We start from the raw sequence: 21,643 nt of genomic DNA, 5'->3' as shown, positions 1-21,643 counted from the left end.
CGGGTGGATCATCACGAAGCTGTGCCGACGAGCGAGGTGGATATGAGCGGACTGTCGAAGTTGCTGCGGACGCTGTGGGTGGCCGTGCTGACTCTGGGCATGTGGGGCGGTGGCGTGATCGTCGGCGCGACCGCGCATGCCGCACAGTTCGAGAACCTGATGGTGCCGTCGCCGTCGATGGGCCGCGACATCCCGGTGGCCTTCCTCAACCAGGGACCCCACGCGGTGTATCTGCTCGATGCCTTCGACGCCCACCCCGAGGTGAGCAACTGGGTGACCGCCGGCAACGCGATGAACACCTTGGCCGGCAAGGGCATTTCGGTGGTCGCACCCGCCGGTGGGGCCTACAGCATGTACACCAACTGGGAGCAAGACGGCAGCAAGCAGTGGGACACCTTCTTGTCCACGGAGCTGCCGGATTGGCTCGCGGCCAACCGGGGGCTGGCGCCGGGAGGCCACGCCGTGGTCGGCGCGGCCCAGGGCGGCTACGGAGCGCTGGCGCTGGCCACCTTCCACCCCGACCGGTTCGGCTTCGCCGGATCGATGTCGGGCTTCCTCGGCCCGTCCAACACCACCGAGAGCGGGGTGATCAGCGCCGGCTTGGAGAACTTCGGCGGCGTCGACCCCTACGGCATGTGGGGGGCACCCCAGCTGGGCCGCTGGAAGTGGCACGACCCGACCGTGCACGCCACGCTGCTGGCGCAGAACAACACCCGGGTCTGGATCTACAGCCCGCTGGGGGGTGCCTCCAACCCGGCCGCGATGATCGGCGACCCGGCCGAGGCGGCCGGCAGCGGCCGGTTCTTCAACATGCAGTACCGCCAGGTGCGTGGCAAAAACGGGCATTTCGACTTCTCGGCCGGTGACAACGGCTGGGGGTCGTGGGCCTCGCAGCTGGGCGCGATGTCCGGCGACATCGTCGGCGCGATCCGCTGATTCTGCCTTGAGTCTGCGCTCACGGCGCAAAAGTGCGAGTCGCGCACGCCCTGGACGCTGAGTCAATGGCCGTCACGGGCCAACGCGACCGGTCTGTACCGTGAGAGGCGCTATGGCCAACAAGAAGCCCGCGAAATCACCGCGCAAATCCCCTCGCAAATCCGCGCCGAAATCGCTCCGCAACCGTCGCCGCATGCTGGCGTGGGTGGCGGCCGGTGCGATGGCGCTGGCGGTGGCGCTCGTCGCGGTGGTGCTGGTGATCTGGATTCGTCACCCGGGTTCGCCGCCGATCGCCGAGCCGCCGTCGGAGGGGGTGCCGCCGAGCGGCTCGGTGCCGCCGCGGGTCAAGAAGCCGCGCCCGGCTTATCAGGACGCCAGCTGCCCGGACGTGCAGTTGGTGTCGGTGCCCGGCACCTGGGAGACCTCGCCCACCGACGACCCGCTGAACCCCACCCAGTTCCCTCGGGCGCTGCTCCTGACCGTCACCCGCCCGATCGCCGAGCAGTTCGACGCGTCCCGGGTGCAGACCTACACGGTTCCCTACACCGCGCAGTTCCACAATCCGCTGTCGGCCGATAAGCAGATGAGCTACAACGACAGTCGCGCCGAGGGCACCCGGGCGACCATCAAGGCGATCACCGAGATGAACGAGCGCTGCCCGCTGACCAGCTACGTGCTGATCGGCTTCTCGCAGGGTGCGGTGATCGCCGGTGATGTCGCCAGCGACATCGGCAACGGACGCGGCCCGGTCGACGAGGACCTGGTGCTGGGCGTGACGCTGATCGCCGACGGCCGCCGCCAGGAAGGCCCGGGCAGTGGGATCAACGTGCCGCCGACCCCGCCGGGTCAGGGCGCCGAGGTGACGTTGCACGAACTGCCGATCCTGTCCGGCATGGGGCTGACCATGACCGGTGCCCGCGAAGGCGGTTTCGGTGACCTCGACCAGCGCACCTACGAGATCTGCGCCCGCGGGGACTTGATCTGTGCCGCACCGCAAGAGGCGTTCAGCATCGGCAAGCTGCCCGCCACCCTGGAGACGCTGGCGGGCGGGGCCGGCCAGCCGGTGCATGCGCTGTACGGCACCACCGACGTCTGGAGCTCCGACGGTGAGTCCGCGACCGAGTGGACGCTGAACTGGGCGCGTGGCCTCGTGGACAACGCGCCGCATCCGCCACACGGCTGAAGCTGGAACCGTCGCGTGACCCCCGGCGGTTCAGCGAGGCTCGACGAAGGAGAGGCGAAGCTGGAACCGTCGCGTGACCCAGCGATGGCCGTCACACGCGGTACCGTTTGATTTGGCACGGGCGGCACCGACCTCTAACATTAAGAAGAATTTAAGAGCGTGCGGCTCGTGGCCGCGGGGCCGGCAGCGCGGGTCGAGGGGATCGGGATCCCGCTACGATCTGTGAGGTCCCGGGCCCGCGTGACGGACCACACCACGTGGCCGGCCGCGCCCGGCAGCCGATGAGAACGTATGTTCGCGACAGGAGATTTTGCATGGCCCCGGCACCAGCACAGGCCGCCTACCACAACCCGTTCATCAAAGACGGCAAGATCCGGTTCCCCGACAACGCCAACCTGGTGCGGACCGTCGAGCGCTGGGCTGCGCTGCGCGGGGAGAAACTGGCCTACCGGTTCCTGGACTACTCCACCGAGCGGGACGGCCTGGCCCGCGACATCTCCTGGGCGGACTTCGGTGCCCGCAACCGCGCGGTGGCGGCCCGGTTGCAGCAGGTCACCGAGCCCGGCGACCGAGTGGCGATCCTGTGCTCGCAGAACCTGGACTACCTGGTGTCGTTCTTCGGGATCATGTACTCCGGCCGGATCGCGGTGCCGCTGTTCGACCCGGGCGAACCCGGTCACGTGGGCCGGCTGCACGCGGTGCTCGATGACTGCACCCCATCGGCGGTGCTGACCACCAGCGACTCCGCCGAGGGGGTGCGCAAGTTCTTCCGCAGCCGCCCGGCCAACGCCCGCCCGCGCGTCATCGCCGTCGACGCGGTGCCCAACGAGGTGGGCTCGACCTGGGTGATGCCCGAACCCGACCGGGACACGATCGCCTACCTGCAGTACACCTCCGGCTCCACCCGCACCCCGACCGGGGTGAAGATCACCCATCTGAACTTGCCCACCAACGTCGTGCAGTTGCTGGACGCTCTCAAGGGGCGCGAGGGTGACCGCGGCGTCACCTGGCTGCCGTTCTTCCACGACATGGGCTTGGTCACGATCCTGCTGTCGTGTGTGTTGGGTCAGCAGTTCACCTTCATGACCCCGGCCGCGTTCGTCCGCCGGCCCTACCGGTGGATCAAGGAGATGTCGCGCAAGGAGGGCGAGACCGGCGAGTGCTTCTCGGTGGCCCCGAACTTCGCCTTCGAGCACGCCGCGGCCCGCGGCCTGCCCAAGGAGGGCGACCCGCCGCTGGACCTGTCCAACGTTCGGGCGATCCTCAACGGCAGCGAGCCGGTGTCGGCGGCCTCGGTGCGCAAGTTCAATGAAGCGTTCGCGCCGTTCGGTTTCCGTCCGGAGGCGATCAAGCCGTCCTACGGGCTGGCCGAGGCCACCCTGTTCGTGTCAACCACCCCGCCCGACGAGGGCCCGCGGATCATCTACGTCGACCGCGAGCAGCTCAACAACGGCAACCGGTTCATCGAGGTGCCCGCCGACGCGCCCAACGCGGTCGCGCAGGCCTCGGCCGGCCGGGTGAGCGTCGACCAATGGGCGGTGATCGTCGACTACGAGACCGGTGCCGAGCTGCCCGACGGCCAGATCGGTGAGATCTGGTTGCAGGGCAACAACATGGGTTCGGGCTACTGGAACCGGGACAACGAGACCACCGACACCTTCCGCAACGTGCTGAAGTCGCGGACCAGCCCGTCGCGCGCCGAGGGCTCCGACGAGGACGGCTTCTGGGTGCGCACCGGCGACTACGGCGCCTACTACAAGGACGACCTCTACATCACCGGCCGGGTCAAGGACCTGGTGATCGTCGACGGCCGCAACCACTATCCGCAGGACCTGGAGTACTCCGCGCAGGAGGCCAGCCGGGCGCTGCGGGCCGGCTACATCGCGGCGTTCTCGGTGCCGGCCAACCAGCTGCCGCAGTCGGCGTTCGACAACCCGCACTCCGGGCTGAAGTTCGACCCGGAGGACACCTCAGAGCAGTTGGTGATCGTCGCCGAGCGCGCCCCGGGCGCCCACAAGCTGGAGTACCAGCCCATCGCCGACGACATCCGGGCGGCCATCGCGGTGCGCCACGGCGTAACCGTGCGTGACGTACTGCTGGTGTCGGCGGGCACCGTGCCGCGCACCTCGAGCGGCAAGATCGGCCGGCGCGCCTGCCGGGCCGCCTACCTCGACGGCAGCCTGCGCGGCGGCACCACCGCACCGAACTCCTTCCCCGACCAGGCTTAAGTCCGATGAGTGAGGCACCGCAGATGACCGGCGATGACGCAATCCTGCGCGGCACCAGCCGCACCGACCTGACCGTCGCCGACATGCGGGCCTGGCTGCGCAACTGGGTGGCCAATGCCACCGCGCAGTCGCCGGAGAAGATCAACGAGACCGCCCCGCTGATCGAGCTGGGGTTGTCCTCGCGTGACGCGGTGGCGATGGCCTCTGACATCGAGGACTACACCGGTGTGACGCTGTCGGCCACGGTGGCGTTCCGGCACCCGACGATCGAGGCGCTGGCCACGGTGATCATCGAGGGCGAGCCGGTGGTCGTTGACCACTCCGGCGACGAGGACTGGTCGCGGGAGGACGATGTCGCCGACATCGCCGTGGTCGGTCTGGCCACCCGCTTCCCGGGCGACATGAACACCCCGGAGGAGACCTGGGCCAAGCTGCTGGCGGGCTTCGACGCGATCACCGACCTGCCGGAGGGCCGTTGGAGCGAGTTCCTGGAGGAGCCGCGGATCGCCGAGCGGGTCGGCAAGGCCCGCACCCGCGGCGGCTACCTGTCCGACATCAAGGGTTTCGACGCCGAGTTCTTCGCGCTGTCGAAGATGGAAGCCGACAACATCGACCCGCAGCAGCGGATGGCGCTCGAATTGACCTGGGAGGCACTGGAACACGCCCGCATCCCAGCCTCGGCGCTGCGCGGCGAAGCGGTCGGGGTCTACATGGGCTCGTCCAACGCCGACTACCAGAACCTGGCACTGTCCGACCCGAGCATCACCCACCCGTACGCCATCACCGGCAACTCCAGCTCGATCATCGCCAACCGGGTGTCCTACTTCTATGACTTCCGCGGGCCGTCGGTGACCGTCGACACCGCCTGCTCGTCGTCGCTGGTGGCGGTGCACCAGGGCGTGCAGGCGCTGCGCAACGGCGAGGCCGACGTGGTGGTGGCCGGCGGTGTCAATGCGCTGGTCACTCCGCTGGTGACGGTCGGTTTCGACGAGGTGGGCGGGGTGCTGGCCGCCGACGGGCGGATCAAGTCGTTCTCGTCGGACGCCGACGGCTACTCGCGCGCCGAGGGTGGCGGTGTGCTGGTGCTCAAGCGGGTCGACGACGCGCGCCGCGACGGCGACCAGATCCTCGCGGTGATCGCCGGGTCGGCGGTCAACCACGACGGCCGCTCCAACGGACTGCTGGCGCCCAACCCGGACGCGCAGGAGGCCGTGCTGCGCAAGGCTTACAAGAACGCCGGCATCGACCCACGCACCGTCGACTACATCGAGGCGCACGGTACCGGCACCATCCTGGGTGACCCGATCGAGGCTGAGGCGCTGGGCCGGGTGGTGGGACGGGGCCGCGCCGCGGACAAGCCGGCATTGCTGGGCGCGGTGAAATCCAATGTGGGGCACCTGGAATCGGCGGCTGGGGCGGCCAGCTTGGCCAAGATCGTGCTTGCGTTGCAGCACGACAAGATCCCGCCGTCGATCAATTACGCCGGCCCCAACCCCTATATCGACTTCAACGCCACCCGCCTCAAGGTCGCCGATACCGTCACCGACTGGCCGCGCTACGGCGGCTACGCGGTGGCCGGGGTTTCCGGCTTCGGCTTCGGCGGGGCGAACGCCCACCTGGTGGTGCGCGAGGTCCTGCCGCGTGACGTGATCGAAAAGGAGCCGGAGCCGAAAGAGCCTGCCGCCGAAGAGGTTGCCGATCCGGTGCTCGAGCACGAGGCGCCCCGCTTCGATGAGTACGGCGAGTTCATCCACGACGAGCCGGCCGCGACCGGCGACGAGGAATACGAGCTGCCCGGCCTGACCGAGGAGGCGGTGCGGCTCAAGGAGGCCGCGCTGGCCGAGCTGGCCGCCCGCGAGCCCGCCAAACCGCTGATTCCCTTGGCGATCTCGGCCTTCCTGACGTCCCGCAAGAAAGCCGCCGCCGCCGAGTTGGCCGACTGGATCGACAGCGAGGAAGGGCGCGCCACCCCGCTGGAGTCGATCGGCCGGGCGCTGTCCCGGCGCAACCACGGCCGGTCTCGCGCCGTGGTGCTGGCCCACGATCACGATGAGGCCGTCGCCGGTCTGCGGGCGGTCGCCGAGGGCAAGTCGAAGCCCAACATCTACTCCGCCGACGGCCCGGTGACCAACGGGCCGGTGTGGGTGCTCGCCGGATTCGGTGCGCAGCACCGCAAGATGGGCAAGGAGCTCTACCTGCGCGATCCGATTTTCGCCGAGTGGATCGGACGCGTCGACGCGCTGATTCAGGACGAGCGCGGCATTTCGATTCTGGAGATGATCCTCGACGACGCGGTGGACTACACCGGCGACACCGTCGAGTACCCGATCGAAGCGGTCCAGCTGGTGATCTTCGCGATCCAGATCGCGCTCGGTGAGCTGCTTCGCGCGCACGGCGCCACGCCGGCGGCGATGATCGGCCAATCGCTGGGCGAGCCGGGCGCGGCCTACTTCGCCGGCGGGCTGTCGCTGCGCGACACCGTCCGGATCATCGTGCCGCGCGCCCGGCTGATGGGCGAGGGCGAGGCGATGCTGTTCGGCGAGTACATCCGGCTGATGGCGCTGGTGGAGTACTCCGCCGAGGAGATCAGAGGCGTGTTCGCCGACTTCCCCGACCTGGAGGTCTGCGTCTACGCCGCGCCCACCCAGACCGTGATCGGCGGACCGCCCGAGCAGGTCGACGCGATCATCGCCCGCGCCGAGGCCGAGGGCCGCTTCGCCCGCAAGTTCCAGACCAAGGGCGCCAGCCACACCGCGCAGATGGACCCGCTGCTCGGCGAATTCACCGCGGATCTGCAGGGCATCGAGCCGATGCCGCTGACCTGCGGCTACTTCTCCACCGTGCATGAGGGCAGCTACATCCGTCCCGGCGCCGAGCCGATCCATGACGTGGACTACTGGAAGAAGGGGCTGCGCCACTCGGTGTACTTCACCCATGGGGTGCGCAACGCCGTCGACAACGGCTACACCACCTTCCTGGAGCTGGCGCCCAACCCGGTGGCACTGATGCAGGTGGGGCTGACCACCGCCGACGCGGGGCTGCCGGACGCGCAGCTGATCGCCACGCTGGCCCGCAAGGCCGATGAAGTCGACTCCATGACGATGGCGATGGCCCAGCTCTACGTCCACGGCCACGACCTGGACATGCGCACGCTGTTCCCGCGGCGCGCCGACGGGCCGGTCAGCCCGGCGGAGTTCGCCAACATCCCGCCGACGCGGTTCAAGCGCAAGCCGCACTGGCTCGACGCCCACTTCTCCGGCGACGCCACCGGCGTCATGCCCGGTTCGCACATCTGCACCCCGGACGGCCGGCACGTCTTCGAATACGCCGCGCGTGGTCCGGAGGTGGACCTGGCTGCGCTGGTGAAATCGGCTGCGGCGGCGGTGCTTCCGGACGCCACGCTGGTGGCCTCCGAGCAGCGTGCGGTGCCGGCCGAGGGGTCCCGGTTGGTGACGACGCTGACCCGGCACCCGGGTGGGGCGGCCGTGCAGGTGCACTCCCGCATCGGCGAATCGTTCACGCTGGTCTACGACGCCCTGGTTTCGCGTGGCGGTGCGGCTGGGGTTTTGCCGGTGGCAGTAGGTGCCGGCACCGCGGTGACAACCGAAACCGTTGCGGCGCCGGTCGGTCCGGAGGCCGAGGATACTGACGATGCGGCGATCCTGCACGACAACCTGACCCAGGGCGCGAACCTGGGGGCCGGTTTCGCCAAGTGGTCACCGGATTCGGGTGAGACCATCGCCGACCGGTTGGGCGCGATCGTCGGCGGCGCAATGGGTTACGAGCCCGAAGACTTGCCCTGGGAGGTGCCGCTGATCGAGCTGGGCCTGGATTCGCTGATGGCGGTGCGGATCAAGAACCGGGTCGAATACGACTTCGACATGCCGCCGATCCAGCTGACCGCGGTCCGCGACGCCAATCTCTACAACGTCGCGGAGATGATCAAGTACGCGGTCGAGCACCGCGACGAGGTCCAGGCGCTGCACGAACACCAGAAGACCATGACGCCTGAGGAGATCGCCGCTGAGCAGGCCGCGTTGATCTCGGGCGCCACCCAGGCCACCGTCGCTGCGCCCGCGCCGGATCCGCAGGCCGAGCCGGAAACCCAAGCGGCACCCCCGGTTTCGGATATCCCGATCCCGCCGCCGCCGACGAACCCGGCCGGTCCCGCGGTGCCGCCCCCGCCCACCGACCCGTCCGGCCCATCTGGCCCGTCCAAGGCGACAGCTGCCGCTGCGGCCGCCAAGGTGCTCACCCAGGAGGCGGTGACCGAGGCGCTCGGTGCCGACGTGCCGCCGCGGGACGCCGCCGAGCGGGTCACGTTCGCGACCTGGGCGATCGTCACCGGCAAGTCGCCCGGTGGCATCTTCAACGAGCTGCCCGCACTCGACGACGCAGTGGCCGAGCAGGTCGCCGCGCGGCTGTCCGAGCGGGCCGAGGGCACCATCACCGTCGACGACGTCAAGTCGGCCACCACCATCGAGGGCTTGGCGACCGTCGTGCGTGACCACCTCGAAGAGGGTGTGGTGGACGGTTTCGTCCGCACGCTGCGGGCCAAACCCGAAGGCTCGGACCAGGTTCCGCTGTTCGTCTTCCACCCGGCGGGCGGCTCCACCGTGGTCTACGAACCGCTGATGAAGCGCCTGCCCGCCGACCTGCCGGTCTACGGCATCGAGCGGGTGGAGGGTTCCATCGAGGAGCGCGCCGCCGAGTACCTGCCCAAGCTGCTGGAACTGGGCGGCAATGGGCCGTTCCTGCTGGCCGGCTGGTCGCTGGGTGGGGCGCTGGCCTACGCGTGTGCGATCGGGCTCAAGCGGGCCGGTGCTGACGTGCGCTACGTCGGGCTGATCGACCTGGTGCTGCCGGGCGAGCCGATCGACCAGAGCAAAGAGGGCATGCGCGCGCGCTGGGACCGCTACGCCCGGTTCGCCGAGCGCACCTTCAACGTCGAGGTTCCCGAGATCCCCTACGAGGAGCTGGAGAAGCTCGACGACGAGGGCCAGGTCAAGTTCGTCCTCGACGTCGTCGCGCAGAGCGGTGTGCAGATCCCGGGCGGGATCATCGAACACCAGCGCACGTCGTACCTGGATAACCGGGCGCTGGACACCATCGAGATCCAGCCCTACGACGGGCACGTCACCCTCTACATGGCCGACCGCTACCACGATGACGCCATCGTTTTCGAGCCCGCGTACGCGACCCGCAAGCCCGACGGCGGCTGGGGCGAATACATCTCCGATCTCGAGATCGTGCCGATCGGGGGCGAGCACATCCAAGCCATCGACGAGCCGTACATTGCCAAAGTGGGTGCACACATGAGTGAAGCCATCAACCGCATTCAGGGAGAGCAGTGAGCAACAAGACCACCGCCGAACTGCTGGCCGAGCTCCGCGAGAAACTGGAGCTGGCAAAGGAACCCGGCGGTGAGAAGGCCGTCGCCAAGCGGGAGAAGAAGGGCATCCCGAGCGCCCGCGCCCGCATCAACGCGCTGGTGGACCCGGGCAGCTTCATGGAGATCGGGGCGCTGTGCAAGACCCCCGGCGACCCGAACGCGCTCTACGGCGACGGCGTGGTCACCGGCCACGGCCGAATCAACGGCCGTCCGGTCTGCGTGTTCAGCCACGACCAGACCGTGTTCCAGGGTTCGGTCGGGGAGATGTTCGGCCGCAAGGTGGCTGCGCTGATGGAGTGGGCCGCCAAGACCGGCTGCCCGATGATCGGCATCAACGACTCGGCCGGTGCCCGCATCCAGGACGCGGTGACCTCGCTGGCCTGGTACGCCGAGCTGGGGCGTCGTCACGAACTGCTGCGCGGCCTGGTACCGGAGATCTCCATCATCCTGGGCAAATGTGCTGGGGGAGCGGTATATTCGCCGATCCAGACCGACCTGGTGGTAGCGGTGCGCGACCAGGGCTACATGTTCGTCACCGGCCCGGACGTCATCAAGGACGTCACCGGCGAGGACGTCACCCTCGACGAGCTCGGCGGCGCTGACGCGCAGGCCCGGTACGGCAATATCCACCAGGTGGTCGAGAGTGAGGCCGCGGCCTTCCAATACGTCCGCGACTATCTGTCGTTCCTGCCAGCCAACACCTTTGACGATCCACCGATCATCAACCCGGGCCTGGAGCCGGAGATCACCCCGCACGACTTGGAACTGGACTCGATCGTTCCCGACTCCGACAACACCGCCTACGACATGCACGAGATCTTGCTGCGGATCTTCGACGACGGTGACATCTTCGAGGTCGGTCAGCAACGCGGGCAGGCGATGATCACCGCGTTCGCCCGTGTCGACGGGCACCCGGTCGGGGTGATTGCCAACCAGCCGATGTACATGTCCGGTGCCATCGACAACGAGGCGTCGGACAAGTCGGCAGGCTTCATCCGGTTCTGTGACTCCTACAACCTGCCGCTGGTCTTCGTCGTCGACACTCCCGGGTTCCTGCCGGGTGTGGAGCAGGAGAAGGGCGGGATCATCAAGCGCGGCGGCCGGTTCCTCAACGCGGTGGTGGAGGCCGACGTGCCGAAGGTGACCATCACCATCCGGAAGTCCTATGGTGGGGCGTATGCGGTGATGGGCTCCAAGCAGCTCTCCGCCGACCTCAACTTCGCCTGGCCGACCGCCCGGATCACCGTGATCGGGGCCGAAGGCGCGGCTCAGCTTCTGGTGAAGCGCTTCCCGGATCCGACCGCGCCCGAGGTGCAGAAGATCAAGGCGGACTTCATCGCCGGCTACAACGAGAACATGGCGATTCCGTGGGTGGCCGCCGAGCGGGGCTACATCGACGGCGTAATCCAGCCGCACGAGACCCGGCTGCTGCTGCGCAAGTCGCTGCGATTGCTCGTCGACAAGCAGAACACCCGGAAGGTGCAGCGCAAGCACGGGCTGCTCCCGATTTAGAGCCGGCGCGGATGCTCGCGCCGGTCGCGCCTTAAGTTAACGCTCAGTTTAGCATAGTCTGCCGTTTTGACGGTCTGAAAAAACGCCTGGTCAGTGGCCGAATCGCCGCCCGGCGAAGCTAAATTTGACATAACAGAGTGTGATTGAAATCATCCATTCCGACAGCGGCCCGTGTCCGCGCGGACGTGAGACCTCAACGAGGAAGTCTGGATGTTTGATGCGCCGCGAGCTGCCTTAGGCACCGTCGCGCTGGCCGCCGGTCTCATCGGAATACCGGTGTCGGTGCCGGCGGCCGTGGCGCCTGCCGGCATTGCGCTGACCGCCACCGATTCACTCGCCGGGTCGAACATCGCGCTGATCATGGGCCCCAGCATGATCCCGACGCCGAGCCAGCAGTACGCCGACACCGTCGATGCGCTCTTTCTGCAGCCCCGCGGCTTCGCCGGCGAACTCGAGGTGCTGACCACACCCGCGTCGCCCTACAACCTGGACAAGTCGCTGGCCGAGGGAGCCCAGATCCTGGTCGACCGGGTGCAGGGGCTGCTCGCCGACGGGCAGGCCGACGCCGAGCATCCGGTGACGGTCTTCGGCTACTCCCAAAGCGCTGCCCTGACGACGCTGGCGATGCAGCAGCTCAATGACGCCGGCGTGCCGAGTTCAGCCGTGCATTTCGTGCTGATCGGCGATTCGGCGTATCCCAACGGCGGCATGCTGGTGGGCTTCGCCAATATGCCGGGCATCTTCGACTCCTTGGAGCAGGGCGGGGTCACGTTAGGTCATCCGACGCCAAATGACCTGTACCCCACCGACATCTACACCCTGGAGTACGACGGCTACGCCGACTTCCCGCGCTATCCGATGAACTTGCTGTCCAGCATGAACGCCATCATGGGCCTGGCCACCCAGCACATCGCGTACCTCGGCCTGACGCCCGAGCAGCTCGCGGAGGCGACGCTGCTGGAGTCCAGCCCCGACAGCCTGATCAACTCCTACATGATCCCCAGCGAGTATCTGCCGCTGCTGTGGCCGCTGTTGTTCGTGCCGGTGATCGGTCAGCCGCTCTATGACCTGATGGAACCCACCATGCGGATCCTGGTGAATCTGGGCTACGGCAACATCGATCACGGCTGGAATGACGGCCCGCCCGACGTGCCGACGCCGGTGTCGGTGGACGGGCCGGACATGGACTGGGCGGAGGTCTCCGACGCGCTTGCCAAGGCGGCGCAGACCGGCTGGGATGCCTTCGTCGCCGACGTGATGGACCCGGCGACCTACGACATCTTTGCCATCCCGGCGCTGGTCGACAACCCCGCGCTGGCAGGCCTGCTGGACGCGGGATTCGCTGCGGGCCTCGCGGGCTCGGACGACACGTCGGTGGCAGACCTGCTCGCCGGGTTGACCAACATGATGTGGTCCTCGCTCGTGGGCGGTCTTTTCGCGGTCCCGTCCTAGGGCACCGCCGCGCGAGACGCGCCCAATACCCGGTCTCGGGCAGGTAAGTGTTGCGTAACGCTTCAGCAACATGCGCAACTTCCGCCTCAAACCAATTATCGTTTCCCCCAGGCGATCCCATGCAGGGCCGAACGCCGAGGTTCCAGATGAACGGGCCGCAACGTGGTTCCCCGCTGCGCGGATCGCCCAGAGGAACTCTGGTGGTGTGATGAGGGGGACGGCGTGTGTCTTAGCGACGGGCAGCGATGAGCCTACTGTTGCCGGCGCCGCGGCCGCCGGCGCCGGCCGGGGCAAAGCGCCGCAGCGTCGCTGATGAACGTAACCGGGTGCTGCGCAAGGCGATTATGGCGTCCGCGGTCGGCAACGCCACCGAGTGGTATGACTACGGCGTCTACGCCGTCGTGGCGACCTACCTCACCGGCGCGTTCTTTCCGGGCGCGCTCGGCAACCTCGGCACCATGCTCGGTTTCGCGGTCTCCTTCGTGTTGCGTCCGCTGGGCGGCATGATCTGGGGCCCGATCGGGGACCGGTTCGGGCGAAAGACTGTGCTGGTCGCCACCATTGCGCTGATCGCGGTGGCGACCACACTGATCGGCGTGTTGCCCACCTACGCCACCGCCGGCTGGTGGGCGCCCGGACTGCTGATCGCACTGCGCGTGGTGCAGGGGTTCTCCACCGGCGGCGAATACGGCGGCGCCGCAACCTTTATGGCCGAAAGCGCACCCGACGCCAAACGCGGAACCTACGGTAGCTTCCTGGAGTTCGGGGCGGTCGGCGGGTTCGTCGTCGGCAGCGCGGTCGTGCTTGCTCTGGAAGCGATGCTCAGCCACGAGCAGATGGTGGCCTGGGGCTGGCGGATCCCGTTCCTGCTCGCCCTGCCGCTGGGAGTGGTGGGCCTGGCGTTGCGCAGCCGCATGGAAGAGACGCCGGTCTTCGCCGAGTGCGTCGCCTGCGACGAGATCACCGGTTCGGCGTGGGATCGCCTGGTGGATCTGCTGACCAACTACACCCGGCCGATCGCCGTGACATTCGCGTTGCTCGTCGTGCTCAACATCATCGACTACACCCTGGTCACCTACCAGCCGACCTACCTGCACGCCTCGGCCGGACTCGACGAGCGCAGCCGAACCACGGTGGTGCTGATCGGCGAACTGGCGATGATGGCCTGCATCCCGTTTGCCGGCGCCTGGTCGGACCGGATCGGGCGCAAGCCACTGTGGCGCGGCTCGCTGCTCGGGTTCGCTGTGCTGGCCGTGCCGATGTACTGGCTGATGGGGCAGGGATTCGCCTGGGCGCTAGTGGGTTTCACCGTCCTGAGTGTGCTTTTCGCGGCGCCGCTGGCGACGGTGGCCGCGACCTTCCCGGCGCTGTTCCCCACCCAGGTGCGCTATGCCGGCTTCGCGATCGCCGACAACGCGGCGGTGGCGGTGTTCGGCGGCACCGCACCCGTCGTTGCCGACACCGTCATCGAGCGCACCGGGTGGCAGTTGTTCCCGGCCGCCTACCTGGTATTCGCCGCCTTGATCGGCTTGGTGGCGCTGCGGTTCCTGCCGGAGACAGTCGGATACTCCCTGCGCGGCACCGGAATTCCCGGTGAGCAGGGCGTCCTCGAGCGGGAGCTGTCCGCCCTGACCGCGGAGCGGCCGGCCTGGGTGAACCGAAACGCGCTGATCGGTGGGGTATGGGCCGTAGACAAGTACCTCCGGCCACAGCAGCGCACGCCCGCCGGCTATCGCGGTGTCCCGCAACTCGCCGGTGTCAGCGGGCCCCGGATCAGGGTCTGATCACCCGCATGCCATAGAGGTAGGTGGTCAGGTATTCCTCGATCACCGGGGCCCGGACCTCCTTGGCCTCGGGGATCGTGATGAGCAAGGCGTACAGCCCGACCAGAAACGAGATGCCGTTGTGCATGACGTCGACCTCGGCCGGGATCTCGCCGCGGTCGCGGGCCCGCTCCAGTTCCTCGATGACCGCCACGATCACCGGGTGCGTGGGCCGCGATGAGGTGAGCATGACGGTCTTCGGCTACCGCCAACATCGGCATGAGACCGAGCGGTCGTTGACCCGGGTCTGGCTCGTGCTGGTGGCGATCACCATCGGATCCTGGACGCTGGCGCCGGCGCATATCACGCATATCGCGCAGGCCAGCGTGCCGGTCACCGCGCTGGTGCTGGCGCTGACATTCGTCAAGTCGCGCATGATCATCGGCCACTTCATGGAAGTCCATACCGCGCCGCCCTGACTCAGACGTGCCACCGACGGCTGGCTGGCCGCGTTGATCGCGACGATCTTCGTGATCTACCTGTTCTGAGCCGCCAGGGGTCGCGAGCCCAGGGCGCGGGGTCAGGCCTTGATGCGGATCTCCCCGGGTGACCACCAGCCGCTGCGGGTCGCACTGCCCAGCTCCAGCTCCGCGGGCGAGGCCGGCGTGACCTCGTCGAACTTGCGCAGCGAGCCCCAGTCCCGGCCCCAGTCATGGTTGAGGTAGGTGGCCATCACGTGCGCCCGCAGCAGCATGTCGGAGATGCCCAGCAGCCCGCCGTTGACCCCGTCCTGCCAGGTGTCGGTGTCCTGCTTCTTGGCGTTGTAGTCCGGGGTGATCCGGTACTTGGGCACCTCGGTGACACCGTTGGCGTGCAGCATCGGGTGCTGACACGGGAACGCCAGGCCCACCGCCCAGTCCAGCAGCACCGGCTGGTCGGAGCCGATGTACTCCTGAATGGTCTTGACCTCGGGCAGCCGCGGCGGCGTGAACGCGATCCAGTCCCGCGGGTTCAGCGACTTGTCAGAAGCCACAATGCGAACCGCGACGGCGTCGGCGGGGATCTGCGCTCGCGGATAGCGCAGGTTGCGCCACATCCGCGGCCATTCGCCGAACAGGTCGTAAGGCACCAGGCGCCCGCCGGGCACGACGGCGCCGTCGGGACCGGGCAGCCCGTACTCCAACTGCACCTGCTGGCCGGTGGTGTAGCCCTTCAGCACGCTGTTGCCGGCGATCGTGCCCGCCGCGGTCACCGCCAGCAGCGGGTGGGCATCGTCGGCCGGGGGCAGCGCATACCAGGCGGAGGTCAGCTTGGATTCCTGCTGGCCGTCGGTGCTGTAGCTGCCGGCCAGCGGAATCCGGGCCGGGTCCAGCCCGTAAGGGAGAGGGACCCTGGAACCATTAATGCCAGGCGTCGTCAGCTTCTTCGGGGCATCCCAGTCGTAGTCGGTGCCCGGCTGGGTGATCGACATCCGCAGCGACTCGGCCACGATCTTCTCTGGCACCCCGTTGGCGCTGAACCCGACCGGATCGCTGCCGCCCAGCGGCCCGAGCTCGCCGTACATACCCGGCAGCGGCGTCAGCGCGCCGTCGTTGGGGTCCGGTTCGACCAGCACGTTGTCGGCCTGCCCGCAGCCGCCGACGAAGGCGCGCACGTTGGCCAGACCGTTGGAGTAGCTCGGGTATTCGCGGATGATGCCGGCCACCATCGAGGCCACGAACACACACACCATGAACCCGGCCGCGACCGGAACCGGTGCGGCGGTCAGCGCCCGCGCCACCCGGCCCTCGCCGCGGTCCCGGGGCGCGAAGTGCAGCCACGCCGCCCACCCGGCGGTGATGGCGAACAATGCGAAGAAGATTGTGCTGACGGTGATTCCACCGATCCGCGGCATGTCGGCGTTGAACGGCACCCCGTAGCTCGAGACGTACCACCAGCCGTTGGTGGTGGCGAAGCACAGGGCCAGCAGGAACAGCACCGCTGCCGCGAACGCCATCCGGTTGCGCGACCAGCGCACCACCTGCCGGGATACCAGCACGGTGGTCAGCGCGGCCATCGCCCCGGCCACCGCGGCGAACAGCCCGAAGTGGTGCACCCATTTGGTGGGGGCGAACATCAGCGAGAACATCGTCGCCAAGATGACCCCCATCAGCCGCCACACCGGGCCGCTGGCCACCCCGGCGATCCGCTTGCGGCGCAACATGATGAACATCGCGGTGAACAGGCACAGCGCGCAGATCAGGAACCCGAACCGCCGCGACAGAGAGCCGTCGACGGTGGGCAGAATCAGGTAGTAGTAGCGCAGGTTCTCGGTGTACCAGGCCTGACTCGGGCCGATCGCGGTGCGAACCCTGGTGGCTTCCAACACCGCCCGGATCGTCTGGTCGGCGAAGACCACGGTCAGAATCACCGCGCCAGCCGCCAGCAGCGGCGCCACCAGTGGCCACGTGCCGTGAACACGGTGGCGGCCCACCAGAATCCGCAATAGTGGCCGGCCACCGGCCAGCAGGGCGGCCACCGCGATCAGCCCGGTCGGCTGGATGCCCAGGGTGAAGGCCGCGCAGATGATCGCCAACGCGGCCGGGGTGAGCCGGCTGGAGATGATCGCCCGCTCCACCAGCACGTAGGTGATCAACGAGCCGACCGCGATGATGCCCTCGGGCCGCAGGCCGTTGTTGAACGGCATCCACGCCGCCAGCAGCACCATCCCGGCCGCCCACAGTGCGGGCTTACTGGCCGCCACCGCCGGACCGAACCGCGGCAGCACCTCGCGGGACAGCAGCAGCCAGCACACCAGCCCGGCGACCAGATCCGGCAACCGGATCCAGATGCTGGCATCGGAGACGTGCGTCATCAACGCCAGCAGGTTGTAGTACCAGCCAAAGGGGTCCTCGGGGCTGCCGAACCAGCGGAAGTAGTTGCTCATGTAGCCGGCGTGGTCGGCCACCCGGGCCATACCGAGGATGTAGCCGTCGTCGGAGGAGTTCGCGCCGATCACGTACCAGACCACGAACCCGAGCACCACCGCGACGTCGGCAGTGGAGAAGAACCGCCAGCGGGCCGGGATCAGCCGGTGCATCCGCCGCCCGTCGAGCCGGTCGAGGCGCCACAGCGCCAGCACCGCGACCACCGTGGCGAGGATCGCCGCGTAGATCGCCGCGCGCTTGAGCGCCGTCGGCTTGGTGGAGAACCGGGTGTCGATGTCGGCGGTCAGCTCCAGGCCGGCCGGTGCGGGACCGGCCAGATCGGTGAACACCCCGACGATCTGCGGGCGCAGGTTGGGGTCTGGCCAGCCGTAGCGCTGGGTGATCCCGCCGATGGTGGCGAACGTTCCGGCGTGCGAGGAGGTGACCTCGATGTCGGTACATCCGGGGCCTTCCACCTTGGCCCGCGGCGCGGTGGCCAGCACCACGTTGCGGTCGGTGACGTCGACCCGCTTCTCGGTGACGCTGATGAACAGCCCGTTGAGCGCGGCGTCCTTGCCCTTGGCCGGGGCGGTGGACAGCAGCGTCCCGCCCTCCGCGGGCAGCTCGCGCACCAGTGCGCACGGCGCCTTCACCGACATGCTGATCGGGGTCTGCGAAATCAGCGGCGCGGTAACGCTGTTCAGCTGCCCATGCTGCGGCCAGTTCAGCGTCGCGGTGGTCTGCACCACCGGCAGCAGCGGGGTGGCCACCGACAGCAGGAAGCCGACCAGGCCGGCGATGATCGCTACCAGGCGCGTGGTGCGAATACTCATGGCAGTGCTCGAATCGGTCCGGGCCGGCTCCAGCCGGTGACGGTCATGGTGCCCTGCTCGACGTGTGCATCAGGCGCGGTCTTGGCCGGGATCAACCGGTGGTAGGCCTCCACCGCCCCCCAGTCGCGATACCAGTCGTCGCGCAGATAGGTCGGGACGGTGGTCGTCCACAGCATCGCCTGGGTGATCATGAACGGCCCGCCGTCCTCGGCCGACTGCCACAGGTTCGACGACGCCGCGGTCTGCTTGTGATCCGGCATGATCCGGTACTCCGGGAGTTCGGCGACGCCCAGGTGTTCGGTGAACGGCCGCTGGCAGGGGAAGTTCGCCGCTACGGCGATGTCCATCAGCACCGGGGTCTGCGAGCCCATCAACTCGCCGATGGTCTTGACCACCGGCACCCGCGGCGGGGTGAAGGCGATCCACTGCTCGGTGGACAGGTTCGGGTCGTTGGCGACGATGCGGACCACGTCGGTGCCCGGCGGCGCCCAGGCCAGCGGGAAACGCAGGTTGCGCCAGGAGTTCTGCGGCCCGATGTCGATCGGCTCCACCTCGCCCTGTGCCTTCACGGTGCCGTCGGGCGCGCTGATACCCCACTCCAGCTTGAGCGGCTGGCCGTAGTCGAGCTTGCCGTCCTCGCCGTGCGACCAGATGGCCCCGGCGGCGCTGACCACGACAATCGGCGCCCGGTCTTTCGACGGTTCCGGCAGCCGGTACCAGACCGAGGTGGCGTGCGCGGCCACCTGCTCCTGGTAGGACCCGAGCACCGGGGTGACCGCCGGGTCCAGGCCGAACGGCAGCGCCACCCGGGAGCCGTTCACCCCGGCCGGGGCGTCGTCGGGCAGCCGGCCGCCGGCGGTGCCCGCCGCGTCGCTCTGGTTGGCGCTGGGCTTGTTCGGTGAGGCGTCGGCGTTGGGCACGCCGGGTTTGGCGATCACCGCCAGTGAAGTCAGGTCGTCGTCGACGGCGTTAGGGGTGAACCCGTACGGGTCGGCGCCGCCGAGCGGGCCGAGCTCACCGTAGGTCTGGCCCGGGACAGGTTGCAGCAGACCGGCATTGGTGTCCGGTTCGGCCAGCACGTCGTCGGCCATGCCGCACGAGGACAGGCCCGACGTCAGGGCTTCGGCATTGGCCCGGGCGGTAGTGTAGGCCGGGTAGCGGCCAGCCGCGGCCTTGGCCATCGAACCGACCATCAGCAGCACCATCAGGCTCGCGACGACCAACAGCGGTGTCGAGGCCAGGATCCGGTTGCGCCGGTTCGGTGTGACCTCGGTGTGCCCGGCGTAGTCCAACCGGAAGTGCTGCCAGCCGGCCAGCAGCCCGGTGGCGATCGAAGCCGCCAGGAACATCGACGTCACCGGCCGGCTGGCGATCACCGGCGGGATGTCGAACCACGGCACCCCGTAGCCGCCGACGTAGAACCAGCCGTTGACCCCGGAGGTCGCCCAGGCCACCAGGAAAAGCAGCGCCGTGACGTAGAGCGTCATGTTGCGTCGGCTGTGCAGGCCGACCCGGGCGAAGGTGAACGCGGTGACCGCGGCCAGCGCCCCGGCCAGCCCGGCGAACGCGCCGAACTGCACCGCCCACTTGGTCGGGGTGAACGTCAACAGCAGCAGGCCCACCGCCGTCGACCCGATCAGCCGCCAGGCCGGCCCGCTGGCCACCCCGGTGATCCGGCCGCGCCGCAGCAGCACCACCAGCATGGCGAACATGCAGAACAGCAGCACCAGCACGGCGAAGCGGCGGGTCAGTGAGGCGTCGACGTTCTCCTCGACGGTCAGGAAGTAGTAGCGCAGGAACTCCTGGTACCACGCGATGGTCGGCCCGACGACGTATTTGATCCGGGCCGACTCGGCGACGGCGGCCAGGGTCTGCGACCGGCACACCACCACGGCGATCACCGAGGCCGCCGCGGCCAGCGCCGCCAACGGAGCGGCCAGCCCGTCGGTGCCCCGGCGCGTGCGGATCACCGCTTCGATCTTTCGGGAGCCGGTCAGCAGCGGGGCCAGCGCGATCAGCCCGTGCGGGGCCAGGGTGACGGTGAAGACGGCCACCACGACCGCGCAGGCCGTCGGCACCAGCCGGCGGGTGGCGATGGTGCGCTCGACCAGCATCCAGACCACCAGGGTGCCCAGCGCGATCAGCGGCTCCGGGCGCAGGCCGTTGTTGAACGGCAGCCAGGCCGCGGCGAACATCATCGCGGCGGTGAACACCGCGACCCGGTTGCCGGACAGCCGGCCCAGCCGGGGCAGGATCGCCCGGCTGATGATCAGCCAGCAGGCCATCCCGGCGGCGGTCGCCGGCAGGCGCATCCACACCCCGGCGGTGCTGATCTGGCTCAACTGGCCCAGGAGTGCGGGATACCAGTCGAACGGGGCCTCGCTGGCGCCGAAGAACCGGTAGTAATTGGCGACGTAGCCGGCGTGCGCGACGTTGCGGGCCATCGTCAGGTTGTAGCCGTCATCGCTGGAGATGGCGCCGATGACGTGCCACAGCGCCAGGGTGGCCAGCACACCGATGTCGGCCAGCCAGGTGATGGGATTGGCCTTGAGCCAATGCCGCCAGCTGCGCGGGGCCCGGTGGGTGTGCCGGCGGTCCAGCACCGCCAGGGCCAGGATCGACGCCAGCACCGCGATCAGGCCGAGCGCCATCACGGCGGTCTTGAGCATGGTGGGGTTGGTGATGAACCGGGTGTCGACGGCGATGTGGGCGCTCAAGCCGGGCTGCGGGCCGACTTTCAGCTCCGTGAAGAGGCCCCCGATCTGCGGCTTGTTCTCCGGCGGCAGGGTGCCGGCCGCGCCGGGGATGCCGACGAACTCCGCGCCGACCTCGCCGGCGTTGGCCCACAGGTGCAGTTGGGCGCAGTCGGCGAGCTTGTCGCGGGGGGCGGCCGCGGCCACGTGGTCGCGGTAGGCGGCGAACACGGCGGTCTTGTTGGCCCGCACGAACAGACCGTGTGCGGTGGCGTCGACGCCGCCGGCCGGCACGGTGGACAGCACCAGGCCGCCCTTGTCCGGCAGGGTGGCGATGGCCGAGCAGGGGATGGTGATGTCGAGGCCTTTAGGGGCGCCGGACACCAGGGGAGCGGTGACGTCGGTGATATGGCCGTCGGCGTCGACGCCCTGCGGCCAGGCGATGGTGGCGGTGGTCTGCTTGACCGGGAGCAGTGGGGTGATGCCGCACAGCAATATGCCGGTGATGCCTGCGACCACCGCGATCAGCCGGGCGATCCGATAATTGGGCCGGTCGTGGGGGGAGGACACGAGCCTCGATGTTATGCGACGGGAGCCGCGAAGCCGGGACCCCGCCCCGCGGGGAGGCCGTCCTCGTTGCCCTGCCGCCAGCCGGCAGATATGTGATTGTTGCCCGCCTTTGAGCGACAACTCGCGTTATGTCAGCCCGTGGCCGGGGCCCTGTCCCGCGGCCTGAGCCCGCAGC

The 21,643-nt window shown here is 68.7% G+C and carries 10 protein-coding genes and 1 pseudogene; 8 read left to right on the top strand and 3 right to left on the bottom strand.

Annotated elements, in window-relative coordinates; translation table 11 throughout:
• The first annotated feature begins 42 nt into the window (after nt 1-42).
• The 7 genes from A5694_RS15240 to A5694_RS15210 all read left to right on the top strand — a co-directional run bounded on the left by A5694_RS15240 (nt 43) and on the right by A5694_RS15210 (nt 14,487).
• Entirely contained in the window at nt 43-936 is an 894-nt protein-coding gene (locus tag A5694_RS15240; protein ID WP_064922689.1) for an esterase family protein, read from the top strand.
• A gap of 193 nt (nt 937-1,129) precedes the next feature.
• Nucleotides 1,130-2,119, top strand: coding sequence for a cutinase family protein (locus tag A5694_RS15235; RefSeq protein ID WP_419179727.1), 990 nt, complete (start codon nt 1,130-1,132; stop codon nt 2,117-2,119).
• Between the two features lie 314 nt (nt 2,120-2,433).
• Nucleotides 2,434-4,347, top strand: a complete 1,914-nt coding sequence (gene fadD32 / locus A5694_RS15230; protein WP_064922656.1) for a long-chain-fatty-acid--AMP ligase FadD32 — start codon at nt 2,434-2,436, stop codon at nt 4,345-4,347.
• A 5-nt stretch (nt 4,348-4,352) separates the two neighbouring features.
• Nucleotides 4,353-9,701 (top strand): polyketide synthase Pks13, encoded by a 5,349-nt coding sequence (gene pks13, locus A5694_RS15225; protein ID WP_064922655.1) that lies wholly within the window; start codon nt 4,353-4,355, stop codon nt 9,699-9,701.
• Nucleotides 9,698-11,251, top strand: a complete 1,554-nt coding sequence (locus A5694_RS15220; RefSeq protein WP_064922654.1) for an acyl-CoA carboxylase subunit beta — start codon at nt 9,698-9,700, stop codon at nt 11,249-11,251. Before pks13 ends, A5694_RS15220 begins: the two co-directional genes overlap by 4 nt.
• A gap of 210 nt (nt 11,252-11,461) precedes the next feature.
• On the top strand, nt 11,462-12,703 hold the full coding sequence (locus A5694_RS15215) for a PE-PPE domain-containing protein (protein WP_064922653.1): 1,242 nt from the start codon (nt 11,462-11,464) through the stop codon (nt 12,701-12,703).
• Nucleotides 12,704-12,948: 245 nt separating this feature from the next.
• Nucleotides 12,949-14,487, top strand: coding sequence for an MFS transporter (locus tag A5694_RS15210; RefSeq protein ID WP_064922652.1), 1,539 nt, complete (start codon nt 12,949-12,951; stop codon nt 14,485-14,487).
• Here A5694_RS15210 and A5694_RS15205 read toward each other — a convergent pair.
• Nucleotides 14,477-14,692: pseudogene (locus A5694_RS15205) on the bottom strand (TetR/AcrR family transcriptional regulator); the annotation flags it as partial. The gene A5694_RS15210 and the pseudogene A5694_RS15205 overlap by 11 nt on opposite strands.
• On the opposite strand from A5694_RS15205, the gene A5694_RS15200 reads away from it, so the two are divergent.
• Nucleotides 14,601-14,945, top strand: coding sequence for a cytochrome C oxidase subunit IV family protein (locus A5694_RS15200; protein ID WP_428844279.1), 345 nt, complete (start codon nt 14,601-14,603; stop codon nt 14,943-14,945). The pseudogene A5694_RS15205 and the gene A5694_RS15200 sit on opposite strands and share 92 nt — an antisense overlap.
• A 101-nt stretch (nt 14,946-15,046) precedes the next feature.
• On the opposite strand, the gene A5694_RS15195 is transcribed toward A5694_RS15200, so the two are convergent.
• On the bottom strand, nt 15,047-18,205 hold the full coding sequence (locus tag A5694_RS15195) for an arabinosyltransferase domain-containing protein (protein WP_064922651.1): 3,159 nt from the start codon (nt 18,203-18,205) through the stop codon (nt 15,047-15,049).
• Complete coding sequence (locus A5694_RS15190) at nt 18,202-21,468, bottom strand: arabinosyltransferase domain-containing protein (RefSeq protein WP_064922650.1); 3,267 nt, start codon at nt 21,466-21,468, stop codon at nt 18,202-18,204. The genes A5694_RS15195 and A5694_RS15190 overlap by 4 nt, the downstream gene beginning before the upstream one ends.
• Nucleotides 21,469-21,643: the final 175 nt, after the last annotated feature.

The organism is Mycolicibacter sinensis (assembly GCF_001667945.1).
In the GTDB taxonomy this organism is placed as follows: domain Bacteria; phylum Actinomycetota; class Actinomycetes; order Mycobacteriales; family Mycobacteriaceae; genus Mycobacterium; species Mycobacterium sinense_B.
Note: the sequence above shows the minus strand (reverse complement) of the source record. Positions and strands in the feature narration are given on the sequence as shown.